This window comes from Streptomyces sp. MAR4 CNX-425 (genome assembly GCF_048656465.1).
In the GTDB taxonomy this organism is placed as follows: domain Bacteria; phylum Actinomycetota; class Actinomycetes; order Streptomycetales; family Streptomycetaceae; genus Streptomyces.
Genome location: NZ_JBMDLF010000009.1, coordinates 27,819 through 49,636, shown reverse-complemented (window position 1 = coordinate 49,636; position 21,818 = coordinate 27,819). Strand labels below are relative to the sequence as shown.

The window sequence follows — 21,818 nt, the reverse complement described above, 5'->3', positions numbered from 1 at the left end:
CCGGACGGGGGACACTGGTCGGATGCTGACACGCATCGACCACATCGGAATCGCCTGTCATGACCTTGACGCAACCGTCGAGTTCTACCGCGCCACCTACGGCTTCGAGGTGTTCCACACCGAGGTCAACGAGGAGCAGGGCGTCCGCGAGGCCATGTTGAAGATCAACGACACGTCCGACGGCGGCGCCTCGTACCTGCAACTCCTCGAACCCGTCCGCGAGGACTCGCCCGTCGCCAAGTGGCTGGCGAAGAACGGCGAGGGCGTCCACCACATCGCCTTCGGCACCGCGGACGTCGACGCCGACGCCGCCGGCATCCGTGACAAGGGCGTACGCGTCCTCTACGACGAGCCGCGGCGCGGTTCGATGGACTCGCGGATCACGTTCCTGCACCCCAAGGACTGCCACGGGGTACTGACAGAATTGGTCACTTCCGCACCGGCCTCGGGCGCGCACTGACCTTTGATTCCCATGGCCGGTAGAGTGCAGGGGGCCGCCCGCGTCCTGGGCGGCCCGATCATCTGACACCATCGACAGCAGCACACGAACGCAGCGACTCGGTGACTCGGCGACCCGGCAACTCGCCAGCACAGCACACGCCACGGTCATCGGCCGAGTCATCACCAGTACGCAGAAACCCGGGGACGGATGGGACCGCGCAGTGCGGGGCTACGACCGCTACGAGCCTGACGCCGTGATGGACGGGCTCTCGCAGTTCGAGGCCGAGATCGAGCGGCTGAAGAAGGAGCGGGAGAAGGCCGTCCAGCACGCCGAGGACCTCGCCTACCAGGTCGAGGTGCTGCGCGCCAAGCTGCACGAGGCGCGCCGCGGGATCGGCGCCCGCAACTCCTTCGAGAACGCGGGCCACCAGGCCGAGCAGCTGCTCCGCAACGCCCAGGCCCAGGCCGACCAGATGCGCGCCGACACCGAGCGCGAGCTGCGCGAGGCCCGCGCCCAGGCGCAGCGGCTGCTCCAGGAGCACGCGGAGCGCCAGGCCCGGATGGAGGCCGATCTGCACGCCGAGGCGATCGCCCGGCGGCAGCGGCTGGACGAGGAGCTGGCCGAGCGCCGCACCACCGTCGAGACCCACGTCAACGAGAACGTCTCCTGGGCCGAGCAGCTGCGCTCCCGCACCGAGGCGCAGGCCCGCCGGCTGATGGACGAGACCAGGACCGAGGCGGACCGGATCATCGCCGCCGCCCGGGCCGAGGCGCAGCGCCAGTCCGAGCAGGCCCGTCAGCGGGTGGGCAGCGAGGCGGAGGCGGCCCGGGCCGAGGCCGAGGACCTGCTGCGGCGGGCCCGCGCGGACGCCGAGCGGCTGCTGGCCGCCGCGTCCACCCAGGCCCAGGAGGCCACCGCCCACGCCGAGCAGCTGCGCAGCTCCTCGGCCGGGGAGGCGGAGGAGGCCCGCCGGGAGGCGACCGACGCGCAGCGCCGGGCCGAGGAGAAGCTCGCCGAGGCGGAGAGCGCGCTGCGCGCCGCGCGCACCGAGGCGGACCGGCTGGTGGCGCAGGCCGAGGAGGCGGCGACCAAGAAGATCGCCGAGACCGAGGCGGGCGCCGACCAGCGGATGCGGACGACGCGCAACGAGATCGCCCGGCTGGTCGGCGAGGCCACCAAGGAGGCCGAGGCGATCAAGGCGGAGGCGGAGCAGCTGCGCGCCGACGCCCGTACGCAGGCCGAGGCCCTCATCGCGGAGGCCGAGGAGACGGCCCGTACGCGCTCCGCGGAGGACAGCGCGAACGCCATCGCGAAGGCCGCCAAGGACGCCGAGGACGTGCTCAACAAGGCGTCGAAGCAGGCCGAGGACACCACCAGCGCCGCCGGCGAGGAGGCCGACCGGATCCGCCGGGAGGCGGAGGCCGAGGCCGACCGGCTGCGGGAGGAGGCCGCGGCGGCGGCCGAGCAGCTCAAGGGCGCGGCCAAGGACGACACCGAGGAGTTCCGGGCCAAGACCGTCGAGTTGCAGGGCGAGGCCCGGCGGCTGCGCGACGAGGCCGAGCAGCTGCGCACGGAGGCCACCGCCGAGGGCGAGCGGATCCGCGGCGAGGCCCGCCGGGACGCGGTCGGCCAGATCGAGGAGGCGGCGAAGTCCGCCGAGGAGCTGCTGGCGAAGGCCGGCACCGACGCCGAGGAGCTGCGCGAGGCCGCGACGGCCGAGGGCGAGCGGGTGCGCCGCGAGGCCGCCGAGCGGGCCGCGACGCTGCGCGAGCGGGCCGAGGAGGCGCTGGCCAAGGCCCGTACCGAGGCGGACGAGCTGCGCGCCGAGGGCGAGGCGCAGGCCACGAAGATCACCGAGGCGGCGGCGGAGGCCGCGCAGAAGACGCGTACGGAGGCCGACGAGGCCGTCGCCGCGCGCCGGGCCGAGGTGCAGACGGAGCTCGACCGGCTCCAGCAGGAGGCGGCCGACCGGGTCACCGCCGCCGACGAGGCGCTGGCCAAGGCCCGTACCGAGGCGGAGCGGATCCGCCGGGAGGCCGCGGAGGAGACCGAGCGGCTGCGCGCGGAGGCGGCGGAGCGGCTGCGTACGCTCCAGCAGCAGGCGCAGTCCGAGGCGGCCCGGATGCGCGAGGAGGCCGCCACCGAGTCCGCGGCGACCCGCGCCGAGGCCGAGGCCGCCGCCCAGCGGCTGCACGAGGACGCCACCGGCGAGTCCGAGCGGCTGCGCCGCGAGGCCCAGGAGGCGGCCGACCGGGTCCGCTCCGAGGCGGCCGCGGCCGCCGAGCGGCTGGGGGCCCAGGCGCAGGAGGCGCTGACCGCCGCGCAGGAGGAGGCCGCGCGCCGGCGGCGCGAGGCCGAGGAGATGCTGACCGCCGCGCGGGGCGAGGCGGAGCGGGAGCGCACGCAGGCCACCCGGCAGGCGGAGGAGCTGCTGGCCTCCGCGCGCAAGCGGGTCGAGGAGGCGCAGGCCGAGGCCGCCCGGGTCACCGAGGAGTCGGAGCGCCGGGCGCGCGAGCTGGTGGCCGCCGCCGAGCAGACGGCCCAGCAGGTACGGGACTCGGTGAGCGAGCTGCGCGAGCAGGCCGACGAGGAGATCGCCGGCCTGCGCTCGGCCGCGGAGCACGCCGCGGCGACGCTGCGCCGGGAGACGAAGGAGGAGACGGACGCCGCCAAGGAGTTGGCGGAGTCGACCGTCAACGAGGCCCTAGCAGAGGCCGATCGGCTGCGTACCGAGGCTGAGCGGGTCCGGGACGAGTCCCGCAGCGATGCCGCGAAGCGCCGCGGCGAGGCCGCTGAACAGGCCGACAAGCTGGTCGAGAAGGCGCACGACGAGGCCACCCGGGCCACCGCGGCCGCCGAGGAGCAGGCCGACGTCATGGTCGCCGCCGCCCGCAAGGAGTCCGACCGGCTGGTGCGCGACGCCACCGCCGAGGCGGGCGGTCTGGTGGAGAAGGCCCGCGCGGACGCCGACCGGCTGCTGGAGGAGGCCCGCCGGGACTCCGCCGCGATCCGCGAGCGCGCCGAGGAGCTGCGGACCCGTACCGAGGCCGAGACCGACGCGCTGCACGACCGCGCCCGGCGGGAGGCCGCGGAGGCCACCAAGGCGGCCGGCGAGCGCGTCGACAAACTCGTCGCCGCCGCTCACGAGCAGCTCAACGCGGCCGAGACGCGCGCCGAGCAGATGCTCACCGACGCCAAGGGCGAGGCGGGCAAGGTCCGTATCGCCGCGGTGAAGAAGGCCGAGGGGCTGCTCAAGGAGGCCGAGCAGAAGCAGGCCGAGGCGTTCGACGCGGCCGAGCGGACGAAGGCCGACGCGCGCGCCGAGGCCAAGCGGATGGTCGAAGAGGGCCGCCGCGAGCTGGAGTTGATCACCCGCAGACACGAGGACATCAACGCGGAGATCTCCCGCGTGCAGGACGTCCTCGAAGCCCTGGAGTCCTTCGAGAGCCCCGGCGCCGCCGGGGCGAACGGCAAGGACGCCAAGGACGCCAAGGACGGCAAGAACAGCCAGGTCAGCAAGGGGAAGGACGGCGGTGGGAAGGCTCCCGCGGCCGCCGCGGCCCGGTCCGGGAGCAAGCAGGCCGGAGGCAGACCACTCGATTGAGCGGACATTCTCCAGATCAAACCGACATTGACGCTGTGACACGCCGTCAGCACCCCTAGGATTCCCCTTATCACCTCACCCGGTCTCTTTCGACAGGAACCCCATGAGCGACACTGCCAACCCCTTCGGTTTCGAGTTCGCAAGGCGCGGATACGATCGCGAGCAGGTGGACGAGCGGATCACCAAGCTCGTAGCCGACCGCGACAGTGCCCTCTCGCGCATCACCTCCCTCGAAAAGCGCATCGAGGAGCTCCACCTCGAGACGCAGAACGCACAGGCGCAGATCGCCGACTCCGAGCCGTCGTACGCCGGCCTCGGTGCCCGGGTTGAGAAGATCCTGCGGCTGGCCGAGGAAGAGGCCAAGGACCTGCGCGAGGAGGCCCGCCGCGCCGCCGACCAGCACCGCGAGCTGGCCGAGTCGTCCGCGCAGCAGGTGCGCAACGACGCCGAGTCGTTCGCCGCCGAGCGCAAGGCCAAGGCCGAGGAAGAGGGCGCCCGGATCGTCGAGAAGGCGAAGGGCGAGGCCGCCGGTCTGCGCGCCGAGGCGCAGAAGGACGCGCAGTCCAAGCGCGAGGAGGCGGACACCCTCTTCGAGGAGACCCGCGCCAAGGCCGCCCAGGCCGCCGCGGACTTCGAGACCAACCTCGCCAAGCGCCGCGAGCAGTCCGAGCGCGACCTCGCCTCCCGCCAGGCCAAGGCCGAGAAGCGCCTCGCGGAGATCGAGCACCGGGCCGAGCAGCTGCGCCTGGAGGCCGAGAAGCTGCGCACCGACGCCGAGCGCCGCGCCCGCCAGACGGTGGAGACCGCGCAGCGCCAGTCCGAGGACATCGTGGCCGACGCCAACCAGAAGGCCGAGCGGATCCGCAGCGAGTCCGAGCGCGAGCTGGCGGCCCTCACCAACCGCCGCGACAGCATCAACGCCCAGCTGACCAACGTCCGCGAGATGCTGGCCACGCTGACCGGCGCCCAGGTCGCCGCCCAGGCGGGCGGGGCCGACGAGGTCGAGGACAAGCCGGGCGTGCCCGCCCAGCAGTCCCGCTGACGCCGGTGCGGCCGGGCGGGTGACGCCCGCCCCGGCCGCACGGCACCCGCAAGCCCGGAACAGACCCGGAGCGCGGCCGGCCACGGGGCCGGTCGTGCGGCCGGTCGCGACGCCGGTGTCCGGCGCCCTCCGCCCCGCCGCGGAGGGCGCCGATCCGCTTGTGTCGATTGTCCACAGGAGATGCGCTCGGAGCCGTCCCCGCCTAGGGTTGGCGCATGATCGAACTGGAGGGGCTCACCAAGCGGTACGGCGACAAGCTGGCCGTCGACCATCTGACCTTCCAGGTGCGGCCCGGCATGATCACCGGATTCCTCGGGCCGAACGGCGCCGGCAAGTCGACGACGATGCGCATGATGCTCGACCTCGACAACCCCACGGCGGGCTCGGTGCGCATCGACGGCAAGCACTACCGCGATCTCCAGGAGCCGCTGAAGTACATCGGCGCCCTGCTGGACGCGAAGAACATGCACGGCGGCCGCAGCGCGTACAACAACCTGCTCTGCCTGGCGCAGAGCAACCGCATCCCGGCCTCCCGGGTGAGCGAGGTGCTGGAGACCGTCGGCCTGACGGCGGTGGCGAAGAAGAAGTCCAAGGGCTTCTCGCTCGGCATGGGCCAGCGCCTCGGCATCGCGTACGCCCTGCTGGGCGACCCCGAGATCCTGATGTTCGACGAGCCGGTCAACGGGCTGGACCCCGAGGGCATCCACTGGATCCGCAACCTGATGAAGAGCCTCGCCGCCCAGGGCCGCACGGTCTTCGTCTCCAGCCACCTGATGAGCGAGATGGCGCTCACCGCCGACCACCTCGTCGTCATCGGCCAGGGCAAGCTGCTCGCCGACACCTCGATGGCCGGCTTCATCCGGGAGAACTCCCGGTCGTACGTGCGCGTCCGCACCCCGCAGCCCGAGCAGTTCAAGGACGCAGCGAGCGCGGCGGGCCTGGCGGTCAGCCTGCGCGAGGACGGCACGTTCGAGGTCGAGGGCGCCGACATGGCCGAGCCGGTCGGCGAGCTGGCCGCGCAGCACCGGGTCACGCTGCACGAGCTGAGTCCGCAACAGGCCTCCCTGGAGGAGGCGTTCATGCAGATGACCGCCCAGGCGGTCGAATACCACGCACACGATCTGAGCGACCCGAACGCCGCCGCGGCGGCCGGCGCCGCGGGCCCCGTGCCGCCCGGCGCGGTACCGCCGGGGGCGCCGCCGCCGGGCGCGGTGCCGCCCGCGCCGCCGCCGCCGGCGCCGGGTCAGGGTCCGCAGTGGGGCAAGGGAGACTGACGGCCATGGCAGCACCCTCGGCAGTGCTCAAGTCGGAGTGGACCAAGGTCCGCTCGGTCAGCTCTACGATGTGGACGCTGGCCGCGGCGCTGGTCCTCACCGCCGCGGTGGGCGCGCTTCTGTCCGGCGTCATGAACGCCACGTTCGACGACCTCTCGGCCGCCGAGCGGGCGACCTTCGACCCCACCCTGGTCAGCTTCTTCGGCATGATGCTCGGCCAGCTGGCGATGGTCGTCTTCGGCGTCCTGGTGGTCAGCACGGAGTACAGCTCCGGCATGATCAGGACCTCGCTGGCCGCGGTGCCGCAGCGCGCCTCGTTCTACGTCTCCAAGATCGCCGTCGCCACGCTGCTCGCCCTGGCCGTCGGGCTGCTCACCAGCTTCATCACCTTCTTCCTCGGTCAGGCCCTCCTCGGCGAGCACAACGCGTCGATCACCGACGACAACGTGCTGCGGGCCGTCATCGGCGCCGGGCTCTACATGACGGTGATCGCGATGTTCTCCATGGGCGTCGCCGCGATGCTGCGCAGCACGGTGCTCTCGCTCGGCCTGCTGATGGCGTTCTTCTTCCTCGTCTCCTCGATCCTGGCCGGCGTCCCCGCCACGCGGGACGTCGCGCGGTACCTGCCGGACCAGGCGGGTTCGGCGGTCATGCAGGTGGTGCCGGGCGCGCTGGACACCGACAAGCTGCCCTACGGGCCGTGGGGCGGCTTCGGCATCATGTGCGCCTGGACGGCCGCGGCGCTGATCGGCGGGTACGCCGTGCTGAAGAAGCGCGACGCCTGACCGCCCTCCCGGCCCTCCCGCGGCCTGCCCGCCGGGAACCGGAAGCGCCCCGGTAGCCTCTTAGCCTCCAGGGGGACGGGAACGACCGCGCGCCCCCATGTCCGACGCAGGGGGCCACATGATCGAAGCACGGGGTCTGACGAAGACCTACGGCGCCAAGACCGCCGTGTACGACCTTTCCTTCACCGTCCAGCCCGGTGTCATCACCGGCTTCGTCGGCCCCAACGGGGCCGGCAAGTCGACGACGATGCGGATGATCCTCGGGCTGGACGAGCCGAGCCGCGGCACGGTGACCGTCGGCGGCCATCCGTACCGCCGGCTGCCCAACGCCCCCCGGCAGGTCGGCGCCCTGCTCGACGCCAAGGCCGTGCACGGCGGCCGCAGCGCCCGCAACCACCTGCGCTGCGTCGCCCAGCTCTCCGGCATCCCGCAGCGCCGCGTCGACGAGGTCCTCGACGTCGTCGGCCTGCGCGAGGTCGCGGGCCGCCGCTCCAAGGGCTTCTCGCTCGGCATGGGCCAGCGCCTCGGCATCGCCGGCGCGCTCCTCGGCGACCCGCAGATCCTCCTCTTCGACGAGCCGGTCAACGGCCTCGACCCCGAGGGCATCCTGTGGATCCGCAACCTGATGAAGAAGCTGGCGAGCGAGGGCCGCACCATCTTCGTCTCCAGCCACCTGATGAGCGAGATGGCGCTGACCGCCGACCACCTCATCGTCATCGGCCGCGGCCAGCTCATGGCCGACATGAGCGTGCGGGACTTCATCAACACCCACTCGGCGAGCTTCGCCCGGGTCCGCGTCCCCGACGGGGAGGAGGGGCAGCGGGAGAAGCTGACGGCCGCCCTCACCGAGCACGGCGGGCAGGTGCGGCCGGAGGAGGACGGGGCGCTGCGCGTCACCGGGATGCCGCTGCCGCGCATCAGCGACCTGGCGCACGACGCCGGGATCCGGCTCTGGGAGCTGTCGCCGCACGAGGCGTCGCTGGAGGAGGCGTACATGCGGATGACCCAGGGCGCGGTCGACTTCCGCTCCACGGTCGACCAGCGCACGGGCCTCACGCAGCCCGGCGTGCCGGTTCCCCCGCAGGGGTACGCGGCCCCCGCCCCCGGCTACGCGCCGCCCGCGGGCCCGCCCGGGATGCCGCCGCCCGGCCCCGGCGCGCCGCCGCCCGCGGCGCCCGGCTACGCACCCCCGGCGCCCCCGGCCGCGCCGTACGTCCAGCGCGAAGGTGAGACCCCCCGATGAGCTACCCGCCGCAGCCCTCCGCCCCCGCCCCCGGCGGCCCCGCGCCCGGCACGCCCCCGCTCCCGGGCGCCGTGCCCGGCTCCGCCCAGGCCCCCGCCCCCGGCGCCCCGCCGCCCGGCGGCGCGCCCGCGGGCGGCGGCTACTCCTCGCCGATCCCGATCGTCAGGACGCACCTGGGCCACGCCTTCGCCTCCGAGTGGACCAAGATCCGCTCGGTGCGCTCGACCATGTGGACGCTGGGCATCATGCTCGTGCTGGTCGTCGGCGTCGGCTTCCTCATCGCGCTGGCGATGGCCTCCGACGACTGGATCGGCGCCCCGCTGCTCTCCGGCGGGCTCTTCGGCCTGATGCTCGGCCAGATCTGCATCGTCACGCTCGGCGTGCTGGTGATCACGTCCGAGTACGGCACGGGCATGATCCGTACCACGCTGACCGCCTCGCCGCAGCGCTGGCGGGTGCTCCTGGCCAAGGCCACGGTGTTCTTCGTGCTCGCCTTCGTCCTGACCACCGTGGCCTGTGCGATCACCGCGGTGATCCACTCGGCGATTCTCGGCGGGCAGACCGTGCCCGGGTACGAGTACGAGGACCCGACGTTCAAGGACTCGGTCTCCGACAGCGGCGAGCTGATCGCCACCGGCGGGCAGTGGTTCGACGCCACGGTGGGCGCCGCGCTGTACGTGTCGCTGCTGGGGCTGCTCGCGCTGGCCGTCGGCGCGATCCTGCGGCACTCCGCGGGCGCCATCACCACGATGGTCGGCTTCATCCTGCTGCCGCTGATCATCGCGCTGTTCATGCAGACCGAGAGCCTGGAGGACGTCCAGCGCAAGCTGGTCGAGTACTCCCCGCTCAGCGGCCTGGCCGCGCTCTTCGGCATCCCGTTCTTCGAGGACGGGGCGGTCGGCGGCTGGGGTCTGCTGGGCCTGCTGGCCGCGGTCACCGGCGGGATGCTGGTGCTGGCGTTCGCGCTGCTGTCGAAGCGGGACGTGTAGCCGTACGGCGGCCGGGGGCGGGGGCGTACGGCCGTACGTTCCGCCCCCCGGCCGCCGGCTCAGACGCCCAGCTCCTGCGCCAGCACCGCCGCCTGCACCCGGCTGCGCAGCCCCAGCTTGGCCAGCAGCCGGCTGACGTGCGTCTTCACCGTCGCCTCCGCCATGTCCAGCCGCTCCGCGACGTCCGCGTTGGACATCCCCTGCCCCAGGCAGGCCAGCACCTCCCGCTCGCGCCGCGTGAGCGCGTCGAGCACCGCCGGGTCGGGCGCGTCGGGCGCCGGGCCCCGGCCCGCGAACTCGGCGATCAGCCGCCGGGTCACCGCCGGGGCGATGAGCCCCTCGCCGCGCGCGACCGTGCGCACGGCCGTCACCAGGGCGTCCGCCTCGGTGTTCTTCAGCAGGAAGCCGGCGGCGCCGGCGCGCAGCGCGCCGAAGACGTAGGCGTCGAGGTCGAACGTCGTCAGCACCAGCACGTCCGCCAGCCGCTCCGCGCTGATCTCGCGGGTCGCCGCCACCCCGTCCAGCTTGGGCATCTGGACGTCCATCAGCACCACGTCGGGCCGCAGTTCGCGGGCCAGCCGCACGGCCTCCTCGCCGTCCGCGGCCTCGCCGACGACCTCCAGGCCGGGCGCGGAGCGCAGGATGAGGACGAGCCCGGCGCGGACGGCCTGCTGGTCCTCGGCGACGAGGATCCGGACGGGCGGGGCGGCGTCAGTCATGGGTTCTCCGTTGCGGCACGGTGGTGTTCTCGTCGGTGGGCAGGACGGCCCGTACGGCCCAGTGCTTGCCGCCGCCCCCGCCGTGCTCCCCGGCGGTGCCGTCGCCCGCCTTCGGGCCGGCGGTGAACGAGCCGCCGAGCAGCGCCACCCGCTCCTCCATCCCGATCAGCCCCGCGCCCGACCCCGGGGCGCGCGGCACGGCGTCGCCGCCCGGCCGCCCGCCGCCGTCCGCGCGCGCGTCGCCGAGCGGGCTGGTGACCGTCACGGTCAGCGGCTCGGGCCCGGCCAGCCGGACCCGTACCCCGCCCGGCGCGGCGTGCTTGAGCGCGTTCGTCAGCGACTCCTGCACGATGCGGTACGCGGCCAGCTCCACCGGCGCCGGCAGCCGCGCGCCCGGCTCGCGCGCGTCGTCGAGGACGACGTCGAGGCCGCTCGCGGCGCCGTTGGCGCGGGCCTGCGCCACCAGCGCCGCGAGCCCCTGCAACGTCGGCGCCACCGCCGGCTCGGCCGCCGCGCCCCCGGCTTCGCCGGCGTCGGCGGCGGCGCGCAGCAGGCCGATGAGCCGGCGCATCTCGGCGAGCCCCTGCACGCTGTTCTCGCGGATGACGGCCAGCGCCTCCCGCGACGCCGTCCGGTCGTCCATCGACTGCGCGGCGGTGGCGTGGATGGCGATGGCGGAGAGGTGGTTGGCGACCATGTCGTGCAGCTCCCGCGCCATCCGGGCGCGCTCCGCTCCGACGGCCTCGCGCCGGTCCAGCTCCGCGAGCAGCGCCGTCTGCTCGGCCTGGAGCCGGGCCGCGTCGGCGGCCCGGCGGTGGGTGCGTACGGCGACGCCGGTGATGGCGGGGGCGACCGTGAGGAGGCCGACGGCGACGCCGAGGAGGATCGCGGTCCGGTCGTGGGAGAGGGCGAGCACGAGGACGGCCGTCGCCACGGAGAGCGCCACCGAGATCCGCGGGACCCAGCGGGCGGCGGCCGCGGTGCCGTAGAGCACGGCCGCGTAGACCAGGTCCGTGAACATCAGGATCGTGGCCAGCGTGCCCCGGGTGAACTGATCGGCGACGAGGGCGGCGGTGGCGAAGCCCAGCGCGGTCAGCGGCCGGGTCCGGCGCAGCAGCTCGGCCCCGGCCATCACCGTGAGCGGGATCAGCGTCAGCCGCGCGTCGGGGAACGGCCGCCCGCCCTGGGTGTGCAGCCCGAGCGCCCACAGCGCCACGCCGCACAGCAGGCCGACGACCGCGAGGAGCACGTCGTCGCGGTGCGGCCGGAGCGGGACGCGGGCGCTGGTCACTCCCCCATCAAACACGCCCGCGGCGCCCGCGGCCTCCGTACCCCGGGCCCCTTTCCGCGGCGGCCGCTACATCGAAGGATGCAGTGCGGGATCGTCGCGTACGACGACGTGTCCGCGCGCCGCGCACGGGAGCCTGGGAAGGGAGGCCGGAGAAGGGAGCCCTGCCGTGATCGTCACGCTCATCGTCGTCTGCGAGGTCGCCTTCTGGGTGCTGCTCGCCGCGGGGCTCTCGCTGCGGTATCTGGCGCGGAAGCCGCGGCTGGGCGCGGGGGTGCTGCTGTGCGAGCCGCTGCTGGAGGTCGTGCTGCTGGTCGTGACGGCGATCGACCTGAAGAACGGCGCCGAGCCGGACTGGAAGCACGGCCTGGCCGCCGTCTACATCGGCTTCTCGATCGCGCTCGGCCCCGCCACGATCCGCTGGGTCGACGCCCGCTTCGCGCACCGCTTCGCGGGCGGGCCGCCGCCGGTGAAGCCGCCCCGGTACGGGAGGGCGCGGGCGCTGCACGAGTGGCGGACCGCGGCGCGCTGGATCCTGGCGGCCGGGATCGCGATCGCGCTGCTCCAGGGCGCGGTGTGGTACGTCGGCGGCGACGGGGACACGGAGTCGCTGCGCGCGTGGCAGGTCCGGATGCTCTTCGTCATCGGCATCAACGTCGTCATCGCCGGGAGCTACACGCTCTTCCCCAAGCAGCGCCCGGCCGGGGACCGCGACGAGCCGGGCGGCCGGGGCGGCGGGGGCGGGCGGGCCGGCTCAGCGTTCGCCGCCCGGCACCCAAAGGACGTCGCCGACCGCCTTGTTGGCCGTACGGGCCAGGATGAAGAGCAGATCCGATAGCCGGTTGAGGTACGTGGCAGTCAGCGGGTTCATGGTCTCGCCGTGCGCCTCCAGGGCGGCCCACGTGGACCGCTCGGCGCGGCGCACCACGGTGCACGCCTGGTGCAGCAGGGCCGCGCCGGGGGTGCCGCCGGGGAGGATGAAGCTGCGCAGCTTCTCCAGGTCGGCGAGGAAGCGGTCGCAGTCGGCCTCCAGCCGGTCGACGTACTCCTGTTCGACGCGCAGCGGCGGGAACTCCGGGTCGGGCCGCACGGGCGTGGACAGGTCGGCGCCGACGTCGAAGAGGTCGTTCTGCACCCGGGTGAGGACGCGGGCGACCTCCTCGGAGAGCCCGCCGAGGGCGAGGGCGGTCCCGATCGCGGCGTTCGCCTCGTTGGCGTCGGCGTACGCGGAGATCCGCGGGTCGGTCTTGGCCACCCGGCTCATGTCGCCGAGGGCGGTGGTGCCCTTGTCTCCGGTGCGGGTGTAGATCCGCGTCAGGTTGACCATACGGACAGCGTAGGCCCGCGCCCCGGGCGCCGCGCGGGCGCTTCCGGGCGGCCCGGCGGACCTGTTGGGCCAAAAGGTGCTCAACTACGCGCCCGGGCCCGCCGAGTGCGCCCCGGACGTGTGATGTCCGTCATCTGAGACGTGACGCGCATCTCTTCGCGCTCCGCGAACAGGCCGGGGGCACTAAGGTCCGCTGAAGAGCACGTGAACGAGCCTATAGCGAGGGAACCACCGTGGAATCCGCCGGAAAGCTCGCCGTCGTCGGAGCCGGACTCATGGGGTCCGGTATCGCCCAGGTCGCCGCCCAGGCCGGCTGGGAGGTCGTGCTGCGGGACCTCACCGACGAGGCGCTGACCCGCGGCACGGACGGGATCAGGGGCTCGTACGAGAAGTTCGTCGCCAAGGGCAGGATGGACGCGGCCGCCGCCGAACAGGCGCTCGCCCGCATCACCACCACCACCGACCTCGACGCCGCCGCCGACGCGGACATCGTCGTCGAGGCGGTCTTCGAGCGGCTCGACGTCAAGCAGGACATCTTCCGCACCCTCGACGGCCTCGTGCGCGACGACGCCGTGCTCGCCTCCAACACCTCCGCGATCCCCATCACCAAGATCGCCGCGGTGACCGGCCGCCCCGAGCGGGTCGTCGGCACGCACTTCTTCTCGCCGGTCCCCCTGATGCAGCTCTGCGAGCTGGTACGGGGCCTGAAGACCGACGACGACACCCTCGCCCGCGCCCGGGCCTTCGCCGAGTCCACCGGCAAGACCTGCATCGTCGTCAACCGCGACGTGGCCGGCTTCGTGACCACCCGGCTGATCGCCGCGCTGGTCGTCGAGGCCACCCGGCTGTACGAGTCGGGCGTGGCCACCGCCGAGGACATCGACGTCGCCTGCCGGCTCGGCTTCGGGCACGCCATGGGGCCGCTGGCCACCGCCGACCTGACCGGCGTCGACATCCTGCAGCACGCCGCCGAGAACATCTACACCGAGACCCAGGACGAGAAGTTCGCGCCGCCGGAGCTGATGCGCCGGATGGTCGACGCCGGCGACTTCGGCCGCAAGAGCGGCCGCGGCTTCTACGAGCACTGACCCCGGCCGCGCCGTCCCCCGCAGGGGTGAAATCCCTGCGGATACCCGCACCGACGGCAACCCGGTACCGCCCCGGACAGTCAGATCAAGAGCAGAGAGAACCCGCAGACGGGGAGCGCACATGTTTGAGGCGGAGGGCCGCGAGAGCGCCCCGCCCTTCCACCACGCCCGCCACCGCGCGGGCCCCGCGCGCAGGACGGCCGGGCCGGTGCCGGGGGCCGCCGGCGGCACGGGAGCGCCCGCGTACATCAAAGGGGACCACGCCGAGCTGACCGTCGGCGGCCGTCTCGACGTGCGCAGCGCGGCGGACGCCCGGGTCGCGCTGCACCGGGCCGTCGACGAGGGCCGCGGCGACCTCGTTCTCGACCTCACCGACCTGGACTCCTGGGACGCGACCGGCCTGGGTGTCATCATGGGGGCACATCGCAGGGCGGGCCGGGCCGATCGCCGGCTCGTGCTGCGCGGGGTGCCGCCGCAGATGCAGCGACTGCTGGTGGCCACCAAACTCCACCGCATCCTCACGATTCAGTGAAGAGACGGCGTCGTCGGGGCGTCCCGCCTCGACAGACCGCCCGGCGGAGGTCGTAGGGTTTCCGGGCCGGGGAGCGGCACGGCGTAGGACGGCGGGCAGGAAGGCTTCGCGATGGACCCGAACACGGGCCATGGACAGGACGACACACCCGAGGGCATACCTCAGCCCCCGGACTCCCCGCCCGGTCCGTACCCCGGAGAACCGGCGGGCACGCACCCCGACCCGGACGCGCCGGGGGCCGCGTACCCGGAGCCCGGGCGCCCCGCGAGCGAGTACCCCGAGAGCGAGTACCCGGAGCCCGGGCCGCCCGCGGAGGCGCCCCCGGAGGAGACCGGCGGCGCCTTCCCCGGCGAGGAGCCCGTACGCCCCTACGCCGGCGAGTCCGCCCCCGCCGGCGGCAAGGGCGCCGGGCGCCGCGCCGCCGACCCCGGCACCCCCGGCGCCGGCCCCGGCGGGCCGCAGGGCCCGGCGCGTACGGCCCGGGTCGTCGTCGGCGAGTACCGGCTGACCGTCAACCCCGTCGACGGCACCCACGCCGAGCTGTGCCCGCCCGCGGAGCGCCCCGGCCCGCCGCGCCGGATGACGGCCGCCGCGCGCGCCGAGCACCGCCGGCCGCCGTCGCCGCCGCCCGGGCCCGCGGCACCGCGGCTGCCGCTGCTGGAGCGCGACGAGATCCGCGAGCGGCTGGTGCGGCTGCTCTCCCGGGGCCGTTCCGTGCGCCTCACCGGCCCGTCCGGCTCCGGCCGCACCGTGCTGCTGGAGGCGGTCGCCGCCGACTGCGCCGAGCTGGCGCCGGACGGCGTCATCCGGCTGAGCGGCCGCAACCGCACCCCCACCGACCTGCGGTACGAGCTGTGCGCCGCGGTCTTCGAGCTGACCGGGCGGCGGCCGGACCGCGAGCAGCTCGCCGAGCTGCTGCCGCAGATCGGCGCGGTCGTCGTGCTCGACGACGTCGAGTTCGGCGGCACCGCGCTCGAAGAGCTGCTGGACGCCACCCCCGAGTGCGCGTACCTGCTCGCCGTCACCCCCGACGTGCCCGCGGCCACGGCGGCCTCGTACCTCGAAGAGGTCGCCCTGCCGGGCCTCGGCCGGGCCGCCTGCATGCAGCTGCTGGAGCGCGCCGCGCGGCTGCCGCTCGGCGACGAGGAGCGCACCTGGGCGGCCGACCTGTGGTTCGAGTCCGAAGGGCTGCCGCTGCGGTTCGTGCAGGCGGGCGCGGTGCTGCGGCTCGCCGGGCCGGGCAGCGGCGAGCCGCTGCCGCCGCTGGCCGAGAGCGCCGCGCCGGCCGCGCTGCTCGCGTCCCGGCTCAGCGAGGCGGCCCGTACCGCGCTGCGCTTCGCCGTGGCGCTCGGCGGCGTCTTCCCGCACCACGCGCAGCTCCCCGCGCTCGCCGGCGAGGCCCTCGCCGACACCGCGCTCGCCGAACTCGCCGGCTGCGGGCTGGTCTCCGGCGGCCCCGCCCGCTACCGGCTGGCGGCCGGCGTCTCGGCGCAGCTGGTCGCCGCCGGCTACGACCAGCCGGCCGAGGGCGGCCAGGGCGCCGTGCTCACCGCCGCGCAGCACTACGCCTGGTGGTCCGCGCACCGCTCGGTGACCCCGGAGACGGTCGCGGCCGACGCGGACGCCGTCCTCGCCGCGCTCGGCGTCCTGGTCAACGACCCGGAAGGCGCCACCGCCAGCACCGCGGTGCTGCTCGCCCGCGCGGCCGCGCCGGCGTTCGCCGCGGCGCTGCACTGGAGCGCCTGGGAGCGGGCGCTGCGGTACGGGCAGGAGGCGGCCCGGCGCGTCGGCGAGGTGGCGGCGGAGGCGTACTTCCATCACGAGCTGGGCGTCCTGGCGCTGTGCACCGGCAACACCGGCCGGGCCCGGGCGGAGCTGGAGGCGGCGCTGGCGCTGCGCGGCGCGATCTCCGACCGCGGCGGCGAGATCGCCAGCCGGCGCGCGCTCGCGCTGGTCACCCACGGCGGCGCGAGCGAGGCGTTGACGACGGAGCTGCCGGCGCTGCCGGCCGGCGCCGGGGGCGCGGCGGGCGTGGCGGAGGCGGTGGCGGCGTTCGACGAGCCGGGCGAGGGCGCGGAGCCGCCCACGGTGCTCATCTCCCCGGCCGGGCAGGGCGCGCAGGGCGCTAAGGGCGCGAAGGGGCCGGACGGCGGGGACACCGCCGTGACGCCCGCGGTCCGCGGGCCGGGCGCCGAGGCGGCGTCGGCGTCGAAGCGCAACCTGATCGCGGCGGGCGCCGGGGCGCTGCTGGTCGCGGTGCTCGGCACGGTCGTCACCCTGGGCATGGCCGGCGGCGACGACCCGCCCGCCGACCGGGGCGAGGTGGAACGTTCCGCCGCCGCGGACGACGAGGACACCCTGCCCACCGAGGAGCCGACGTCCCGCAGCCCGTCGTCGAAGTCGGCGTCGCCGTCGCCGGAGTCGTCGGCCCCGGAGCCCTCGGCGCCGTGGACCGACCCCGGCGACGAGACGAGCAGCGCGCCGCCGCAGACCTCGCCGAGCAGCTCGCCGGGCACGCCCACCAGCGGCGGTTCGTCGTCGGACGACGGCACGACGGGCGGCGGGTCGAACGGCGGCGGCAACAGCGACGGCGGGACCGACAACGGGGGCACCACCGACGGCGGCACGACGACCGACGGCGGGTCCACCACAGGCGACGGCGGCACGACCGACGGCGGCACCGACGACGGGGGCACCACCGACGGCGGGACCGACGACGGCGGCACGACGGACGGCGGGACCGACGACGGCGGCACCAGCGACGGCGGGACCGACAACGGGGGCACCGCGGACGGCGGCACCGACAACGGCGGCCAGGTGCAGGGCACCACGACCGGCACCGAGTCGGCCCCCTCCGGCACCGCCGGCGGCGGCGCGGTCGGCGGCTGACGCCGCCCGCCCCGGCCCGTACCGCGGACGTGGCGTACGGCCACCGGCCCCCGCCGCGGCAGCGGGTACCCGGACGGCCCCCCGCCCGGCGCCTGAGCGGCGCGGGGGCCGTTGGCGTACGCGGACTACGCCACCGGCGTCAGAACAGCTTCAGCTTGCCGTCGTCCGTCCCGCGCAGCGCGTCGTAGTCCAGGACCGCGCACTCGATGCCCCGGTCCGCCGCCAGCACCCGCGCCTGCGGCTTGATCTCCTGCGCCGCGAACACCCCGCGCACCGGCGCCAGCAGCGGGTCGCGGTTGAGCAGGTCCAGATAGCGGGTCAGCTGCTCCACCCCGTCGATCTCGCCGCGCCGCTTGATCTCCACGGCGACGGTCGTCCCCTTCTCGTCCCGGCCGAGGATGTCCACCGGGCCGATCGCGGTGGGGTACTCGCGCCGGATCAGGGTCCACCCCTCCCCCAGCGTCTCCATCCGGTCGGCGAGCAGTTCCTGCAGGTGGGCCTCGACGCCGTCCTTGACCAGACCGGGGTCGACGCCCAGCTCGTGCGACGAGTCGTGCAGCGTTTCCTCGATCGTGATGATCAGTTTTTCGCCTGCCTTGTTCTCGACCGTCCACACCGCGACGCCGTCCTGTTCGCCCTCTTTCAGGGTGCAGGGCGGTGACATCCAGTTGAGGGGTTTGTACGCACGGTCGTCGGCGTGCACGGAGACGCTGCCGTCGGCTTTGACCAGGATCAGCCGGGGTGCGGAGGCGAGGTGGGCGGTGAGCCGCCCGGCGTAGTCGACAGAGCAGCGGGCGATGACGAGGCGCATGGCGCACCACGCTACTCGACTCCGGCCGCGCCCTGCGATCTGACCCCTGATGCACCTTTCCGCAATGGCCAGTTGTGTACGCGTTCTTGTGGTGGAGCCGCATCCTCCGCCCTACGGTGGAAGCGGGCGGTTGCCACATGGGCACCGAGAGTGGTGATCGTCCGTCCCTGTCCGGTCAGGCCCCGCCCGGAACCCCGCGGGGCTGCGAGAGGAGAATCCATGTCGCTGGACGTCCCACCTGCTCTGCTCGATCAAGCCGAGCGGGGCGAGGTCGACGAAAGGGAGTTTGTCGACTGCGTCCGGACCTCACTTCCCTATGCCTGGGACATGATCAGTTCCCTGGTGGCACAACTGAAGGTGGACGGCGGAGACTTCGCCGACAACCAGGTCCCGCCCCCCGACGAGCACGCCCGCGGCCAGCTTCTGCGCGCGCTGGCCAGCGACGCGATACGGGGGTCGCTGGAACGCCACTTCGGCGTCCGGCTCGCTTTCCAGAACTGTCATCGCGTGGCGGTCTTCCCCCCGGAAGCCTCGGCAGCGGAGCGGCTGGCCCGCTTCACTTCGGTGAGAGCACAGCTGCTCAACCAGTCACCGGAGCTGCGCGACTGCTGACGGGCCCCGGGTCCCCCGCGCTGCCGCTCCCCACGCCGTCCGCTCGCCCCGGCCCCTCCGGTCAGCGAGCGAGGAGCGGCAGCACCTCCGAACCGATTCTCTTGACGTTCCGCTCGGTGGCGCACAGGTCCCCCGAGCCCTCGACGAGCAGCGCGAAGCGCGTGATCCCGGTACGTTCCGCGGTCGCCGCCAGCCGGTCGGCGCACAGCCGCGGCGGGCCCACCGGGTGCAGCGCGCACAACTCGTCCGTGTACGCCTCCGGATCGCGCATCGGACGCCGTCTGCCGTCCACCGTCTCCATCGCCCCCAGGCCGCTGCGGAACGCCCCGGGCAGCGACCGGCGCAGCACCTCCGCCGCGCCCTCCGGCGTGTCGTCGACCTGGGCCACGCCGGCCGAGACGTGCGGCGCCGCGTCGACGTCCTCCGGGCTCATCCCGGCCGCCCGTGCGGTGCGCCGCCACAGCCCGACCATGTCCGCCTTCTCCTCGTCGCCGCAGTGCATCCCGAGCAGCATCGGCAGCCCGCGCCGGGCGGCGAGCCGCACGGTGCCGGGCGAGGTGCAGGCGACCAGCACCGGCACCTCGCCGCCGCCGTGGAGGGCCTCGGCCGGCCGCGGCACGACGTCGACCTCGCGGAACGCGTAGCGCTCGCCGGCGGCCCCCACCCGCGGCTCGCGCAGCCAGCGCAGCAGCAGGTCCAGCGCCTCGGGGAACTCCGTCTCGTACGCCGCGAGTCCGGTGCCGAAGACCTCCAGGTCCACCCACGGCCCGCCGCGCCCGACGCCGAGGACGAAGCGGCCCTGCGCGGCGTGGTGCAGCAGCGCGGCCTGCTCGCCGAGGGCGACGGGGTGCTGGTTCGGCAGCACGCTGACGGCGGTGCCGACGCGGACGCGGCTGGTGCGGCCGAGGAGCAGCGCGGCGAGGGTGACCGCCGAGGGGCAGGTGCCGTACGGGATGAAGTGGTGCTCGGCGAGCCAGACGGAGTCGAGCCCCGCCTCCTCCGCCGCCACGCCCGTCCGCACGGCGCGGTGCAGGGCTTCGCCCTGTCCCTGGCCGGGGAAGCGGGCGGCGAGCACAAACGAGCCGACGTGCATCCTGCCCCCTGGGTACCGATGGTGCGGTGGTGTGCGGGGTACGAAACGGCCGCCACCTGCGGCGACGCGGCTCCGCCCCGAAGCCGTCTTCATTGTTGGCGATGGGCGGGTGAATCGTCATTCTTTGTGCCCGGGGCTGGACTTCGCGCCCCTTACCCTGGTAGGGAAGCCGTCACGACGATCTTCCCGAGGTGCCGCCGTGTCTCCCCGACGGAACAAGCCGCGCTCCCGCGGCGCCGCCCGCCCGCCCGCGGACGACGACCTCGCCGGCCGTATCGGCACGCCCGCCGCGGCGGCGTACGGGGGCGAGGACTTCCTCGTCCGCCGGGTCTCCGGGTCCGGGGCCGACAAGAGCTACCGCTGCCCGGGCTGCGACCAGGAGATCCGCCCCGGCACGCCGCACGTGGTGGCGTGGCCGGAGCACGGCGGCGCGGACCTGCGCCGGCACTGGCACACCGCCTGCTGGAACGCCCGCGACCGGCGCGGCACCCGGCCGCAGCGCTCGCGGAACGCCCCGCGCTACTGAGCGCCGCACCACCCCTGCGGCCGCCGCGACGACCATCACCGGCCCCCAAGACCGCAACTACCACGTCAACTTCTCACCCCTGACGGCCGGGTTTGCCGGCTCGGCCGGGAGGAATGGGATTGCAGGTGGAGCGTGGCTGGCTGCCGCGTGGTCCCCTGCGTCCGGAATCAGCGTGTGCTGGTTCTGGGGCGGTTGACTACGCCCCGCTGCCACGCGGCATCGGCCCGGTGGGCGATGTTGCGGGAGCCGTTGTGGTCCGCGTGCAGCACGATCCCGCAGGACCGGCAGGCGAACCGTGCCTGGGATACCCGGTTGGTCCGGTGGGTGTGCCAGCACTCGGAGCACTGGCGGGAGGTGTTGCGCGGGTCCACGCGGACCACGGGCACACCCACTCGACGGGCCTTGTACTCGACGAACGCGCCGAGTTGGGCGAAGGCCCACGAGTGCAGTGCCGACCGCTGGTCTTTCTTGGCCGTAACCCTCTGCCGGATGCCGGACAGGTCTTCCAGTCCGATACCCCGTGAGGTGCGTTCAGCGGTGGTCACGAGCTTCTTGGCGATGATGTGGTTGCGCTGGGTGGTGTAGCGGGACTCCCGGCGCCGGATGCGCTTGAGGGCGCGCTTTGCGCTCTTGGTGCGTTTCGCCTGCAACTTCTGCCGCAGGTCGCGTTGCCGCTTGCGGTAGCGGTTGACCCGGCGTCCGGACATGGTCCGGCCATCGCTGGTGGTGGCGATGTTGACGATGCCGAGGTCCACTCCGAGCCAGCCGGCCGGCTCGTACGCCTGTGGTTCAGGGACCTCGACGGTGGCGATCAGGAAGAACATGCCGTCCCGCATCACCAGATCCGACTCCCCCCTACGCGCGGTAAGGAGTTCCCCGGCCTGCTCGGAGCACACGAACGGGATGCCCTTGAGCCGCCCGGCCACCGTCCAGATCGACACGGTACGGGCATTGAGGTTCCAGGTCAGGATGCGGTCGTCGTACGGCTGCGCGGCATCCTCACGAAACCGAACCGGACGGGACTCCACCCTCGCTCGGCGCTTCGAGTCCTCTCGGCCGTAGTTCCCGGCCTTCAGATTCGCCTGGCGCGTGGCGTAGGCATCCACCACCTTCTTGATCACCCTCACCGCGGGCTGCGCGGCCAGATCGAAGGTGTCCTTGGTGTCGTAGTACACCGCTTTCTGCAACTCGTTGCGCCTTTTCAAGTCCTGGGCGTGAGCCACCTCGGACACCCAGTTCGCGGCCCGGTTGCAGGCGCGCAGAGTTGCCGCGAGCGTGTCCGCATCATGCGCGGACGCGGGCAGCAACTTCACCTGCGCAACGATTTTCACACAGATGAACCTAGTAGGGCGGATCGAGGGGATCAAGTTTGAGTGCAGACGCAAGAACAACGAGGGGAGTACCGCGCTGGGCACCGGCGCCCCAGGGAAGCCGCCTACCGCGCTGGTCGCCGCCGGTGGCAACCACCGACCCGGGCTTCTTCCATTTGGTCCAGACCTATTGACCGCATTGGTACATACCAATAGCCTCCCTGGCGTGTGAGTGTCATGGCAT

Annotated in this window: 19 protein-coding genes; 13 read left to right on the top strand and 6 right to left on the bottom strand. The window is 74.1% G+C overall.

All coding sequences use genetic code 11. From position 1 onward, the window contains the following. The first annotated feature begins 22 nt into the window (after positions 1-22). The 7 genes from mce to ACHZ99_RS23830 all read left to right on the top strand — a co-directional run bounded on the left by mce (position 23) and on the right by ACHZ99_RS23830 (position 9,379). Positions 23-460 (top strand): methylmalonyl-CoA epimerase, encoded by a 438-nt coding sequence (gene mce / locus ACHZ99_RS23860; RefSeq protein ID WP_420306772.1) that lies wholly within the window; start codon positions 23-25, stop codon positions 458-460. Between the two features lie 202 nt (positions 461-662). Continuing rightward, positions 663-4,046: a polarized growth protein Scy gene (scy, locus tag ACHZ99_RS23855; protein WP_420306771.1), complete on the top strand. Its 3,384-nt coding sequence runs from the start codon at positions 663-665 to the stop codon at positions 4,044-4,046. A 103-nt stretch (positions 4,047-4,149) separates the two neighbouring features. Next, positions 4,150-5,088 (top strand): cellulose-binding protein, encoded by a 939-nt coding sequence (locus tag ACHZ99_RS23850; RefSeq protein WP_420306770.1) that lies wholly within the window; start codon positions 4,150-4,152, stop codon positions 5,086-5,088. 215 nt (positions 5,089-5,303) lie between these two features. Further along, complete coding sequence (locus ACHZ99_RS23845) at positions 5,304-6,362, top strand: ABC transporter ATP-binding protein (RefSeq protein WP_420306769.1); 1,059 nt, start codon at positions 5,304-5,306, stop codon at positions 6,360-6,362. Between the two features lie 5 nt (positions 6,363-6,367). Beyond that, on the top strand, positions 6,368-7,147 hold the full coding sequence (locus ACHZ99_RS23840) for an ABC transporter permease subunit (RefSeq protein WP_420306768.1): 780 nt from the start codon (positions 6,368-6,370) through the stop codon (positions 7,145-7,147). Between the two features lie 118 nt (positions 7,148-7,265). Next, positions 7,266-8,390 (top strand): ABC transporter ATP-binding protein, encoded by a 1,125-nt coding sequence (locus tag ACHZ99_RS23835; RefSeq protein WP_420306767.1) that lies wholly within the window; start codon positions 7,266-7,268, stop codon positions 8,388-8,390. Beyond that, positions 8,387-9,379: an ABC transporter permease gene (locus ACHZ99_RS23830; RefSeq protein ID WP_420306766.1), complete on the top strand. Its 993-nt coding sequence runs from the start codon at positions 8,387-8,389 to the stop codon at positions 9,377-9,379. Before ACHZ99_RS23835 ends, ACHZ99_RS23830 begins: the two co-directional genes overlap by 4 nt. A gap of 59 nt (positions 9,380-9,438) precedes the next feature. On the opposite strand, the gene ACHZ99_RS23825 is transcribed toward ACHZ99_RS23830, so the two are convergent. Both ACHZ99_RS23825 and ACHZ99_RS23820 read right to left on the bottom strand, forming a co-directional pair. After that, entirely contained in the window at positions 9,439-10,098 is a 660-nt protein-coding gene (locus tag ACHZ99_RS23825) for a response regulator (protein WP_420306765.1), read from the bottom strand. Continuing rightward, positions 10,091-11,389, bottom strand: a complete 1,299-nt coding sequence (locus tag ACHZ99_RS23820; RefSeq protein WP_420306764.1) for a sensor histidine kinase — start codon at positions 11,387-11,389, stop codon at positions 10,091-10,093. The genes ACHZ99_RS23825 and ACHZ99_RS23820 overlap by 8 nt, the downstream gene beginning before the upstream one ends. A gap of 166 nt (positions 11,390-11,555) precedes the next feature. Here ACHZ99_RS23820 and ACHZ99_RS23815 point away from each other — a divergent pair, with 166 nt between their 5' ends. After that, positions 11,556-12,224: a hypothetical protein gene (locus tag ACHZ99_RS23815; RefSeq protein WP_420306763.1), complete on the top strand. Its 669-nt coding sequence runs from the start codon at positions 11,556-11,558 to the stop codon at positions 12,222-12,224. Here the strand turns inward: ACHZ99_RS23815 and ACHZ99_RS23810 are convergent. Further along, positions 12,141-12,713 carry a cob(I)yrinic acid a,c-diamide adenosyltransferase gene (locus ACHZ99_RS23810; RefSeq protein ID WP_420306762.1) on the bottom strand — a complete coding sequence of 191 codons (573 nt, stop codon included), beginning with the start codon at positions 12,711-12,713 and terminating at the stop codon, positions 12,141-12,143. The genes ACHZ99_RS23815 and ACHZ99_RS23810 overlap by 84 nt on opposite strands. Positions 12,714-12,946: 233 nt before the next feature. Between ACHZ99_RS23810 and ACHZ99_RS23805 the strand changes: the two genes are divergently transcribed. From ACHZ99_RS23805 to ACHZ99_RS23795, 3 genes are all read left to right on the top strand, one after another. Further along, positions 12,947-13,801 (top strand): 3-hydroxyacyl-CoA dehydrogenase family protein, encoded by an 855-nt coding sequence (locus ACHZ99_RS23805; protein WP_420306761.1) that lies wholly within the window; start codon positions 12,947-12,949, stop codon positions 13,799-13,801. Between the two features lie 208 nt (positions 13,802-14,009). Next, positions 14,010-14,333, top strand: coding sequence for an STAS domain-containing protein (locus ACHZ99_RS23800; RefSeq protein WP_420306998.1), 324 nt, complete (start codon positions 14,010-14,012; stop codon positions 14,331-14,333). A gap of 111 nt (positions 14,334-14,444) precedes the next feature. Further along, positions 14,445-17,222 (top strand): ATP-binding protein, encoded by a 2,778-nt coding sequence (locus ACHZ99_RS23795; RefSeq protein ID WP_420306760.1) that lies wholly within the window; start codon positions 14,445-14,447, stop codon positions 17,220-17,222. Between the two features lie 139 nt (positions 17,223-17,361). Here ACHZ99_RS23795 and nucS read toward each other — a convergent pair whose 3' ends face one another. Then, the gene (gene nucS, locus ACHZ99_RS23790) at positions 17,362-18,033 is read right to left on the bottom strand and encodes an endonuclease NucS (RefSeq protein ID WP_420306759.1); all 672 of its coding nucleotides are present in this window, start codon (positions 18,031-18,033) and stop codon (positions 17,362-17,364) included. A 219-nt stretch (positions 18,034-18,252) separates the two neighbouring features. Between nucS and ACHZ99_RS23785 the strand changes: the two genes are divergently transcribed. Continuing rightward, entirely contained in the window at positions 18,253-18,645 is a 393-nt protein-coding gene (locus tag ACHZ99_RS23785) for an SCO5389 family protein (RefSeq protein ID WP_420306758.1), read from the top strand. Between the two features lie 61 nt (positions 18,646-18,706). Here ACHZ99_RS23785 and ACHZ99_RS23780 read toward each other — a convergent pair whose 3' ends face one another. Next, positions 18,707-19,738: an LLM class flavin-dependent oxidoreductase gene (locus ACHZ99_RS23780; RefSeq protein ID WP_420306757.1), complete on the bottom strand. Its 1,032-nt coding sequence runs from the start codon at positions 19,736-19,738 to the stop codon at positions 18,707-18,709. Positions 19,739-19,937: 199 nt separating this feature from the next. Between ACHZ99_RS23780 and ACHZ99_RS23775 the strand changes: the two genes are divergently transcribed. Continuing rightward, positions 19,938-20,264, top strand: coding sequence for an ATP/GTP-binding protein (locus ACHZ99_RS23775; RefSeq protein WP_420306756.1), 327 nt, complete (start codon positions 19,938-19,940; stop codon positions 20,262-20,264). Between the two features lie 167 nt (positions 20,265-20,431). Here ACHZ99_RS23775 and ACHZ99_RS23770 read toward each other — a convergent pair whose 3' ends face one another. Next, positions 20,432-21,595, bottom strand: coding sequence for an RNA-guided endonuclease InsQ/TnpB family protein (locus tag ACHZ99_RS23770; protein WP_420306755.1), 1,164 nt, complete (start codon positions 21,593-21,595; stop codon positions 20,432-20,434). Positions 21,596-21,818: the final 223 nt, after the last annotated feature.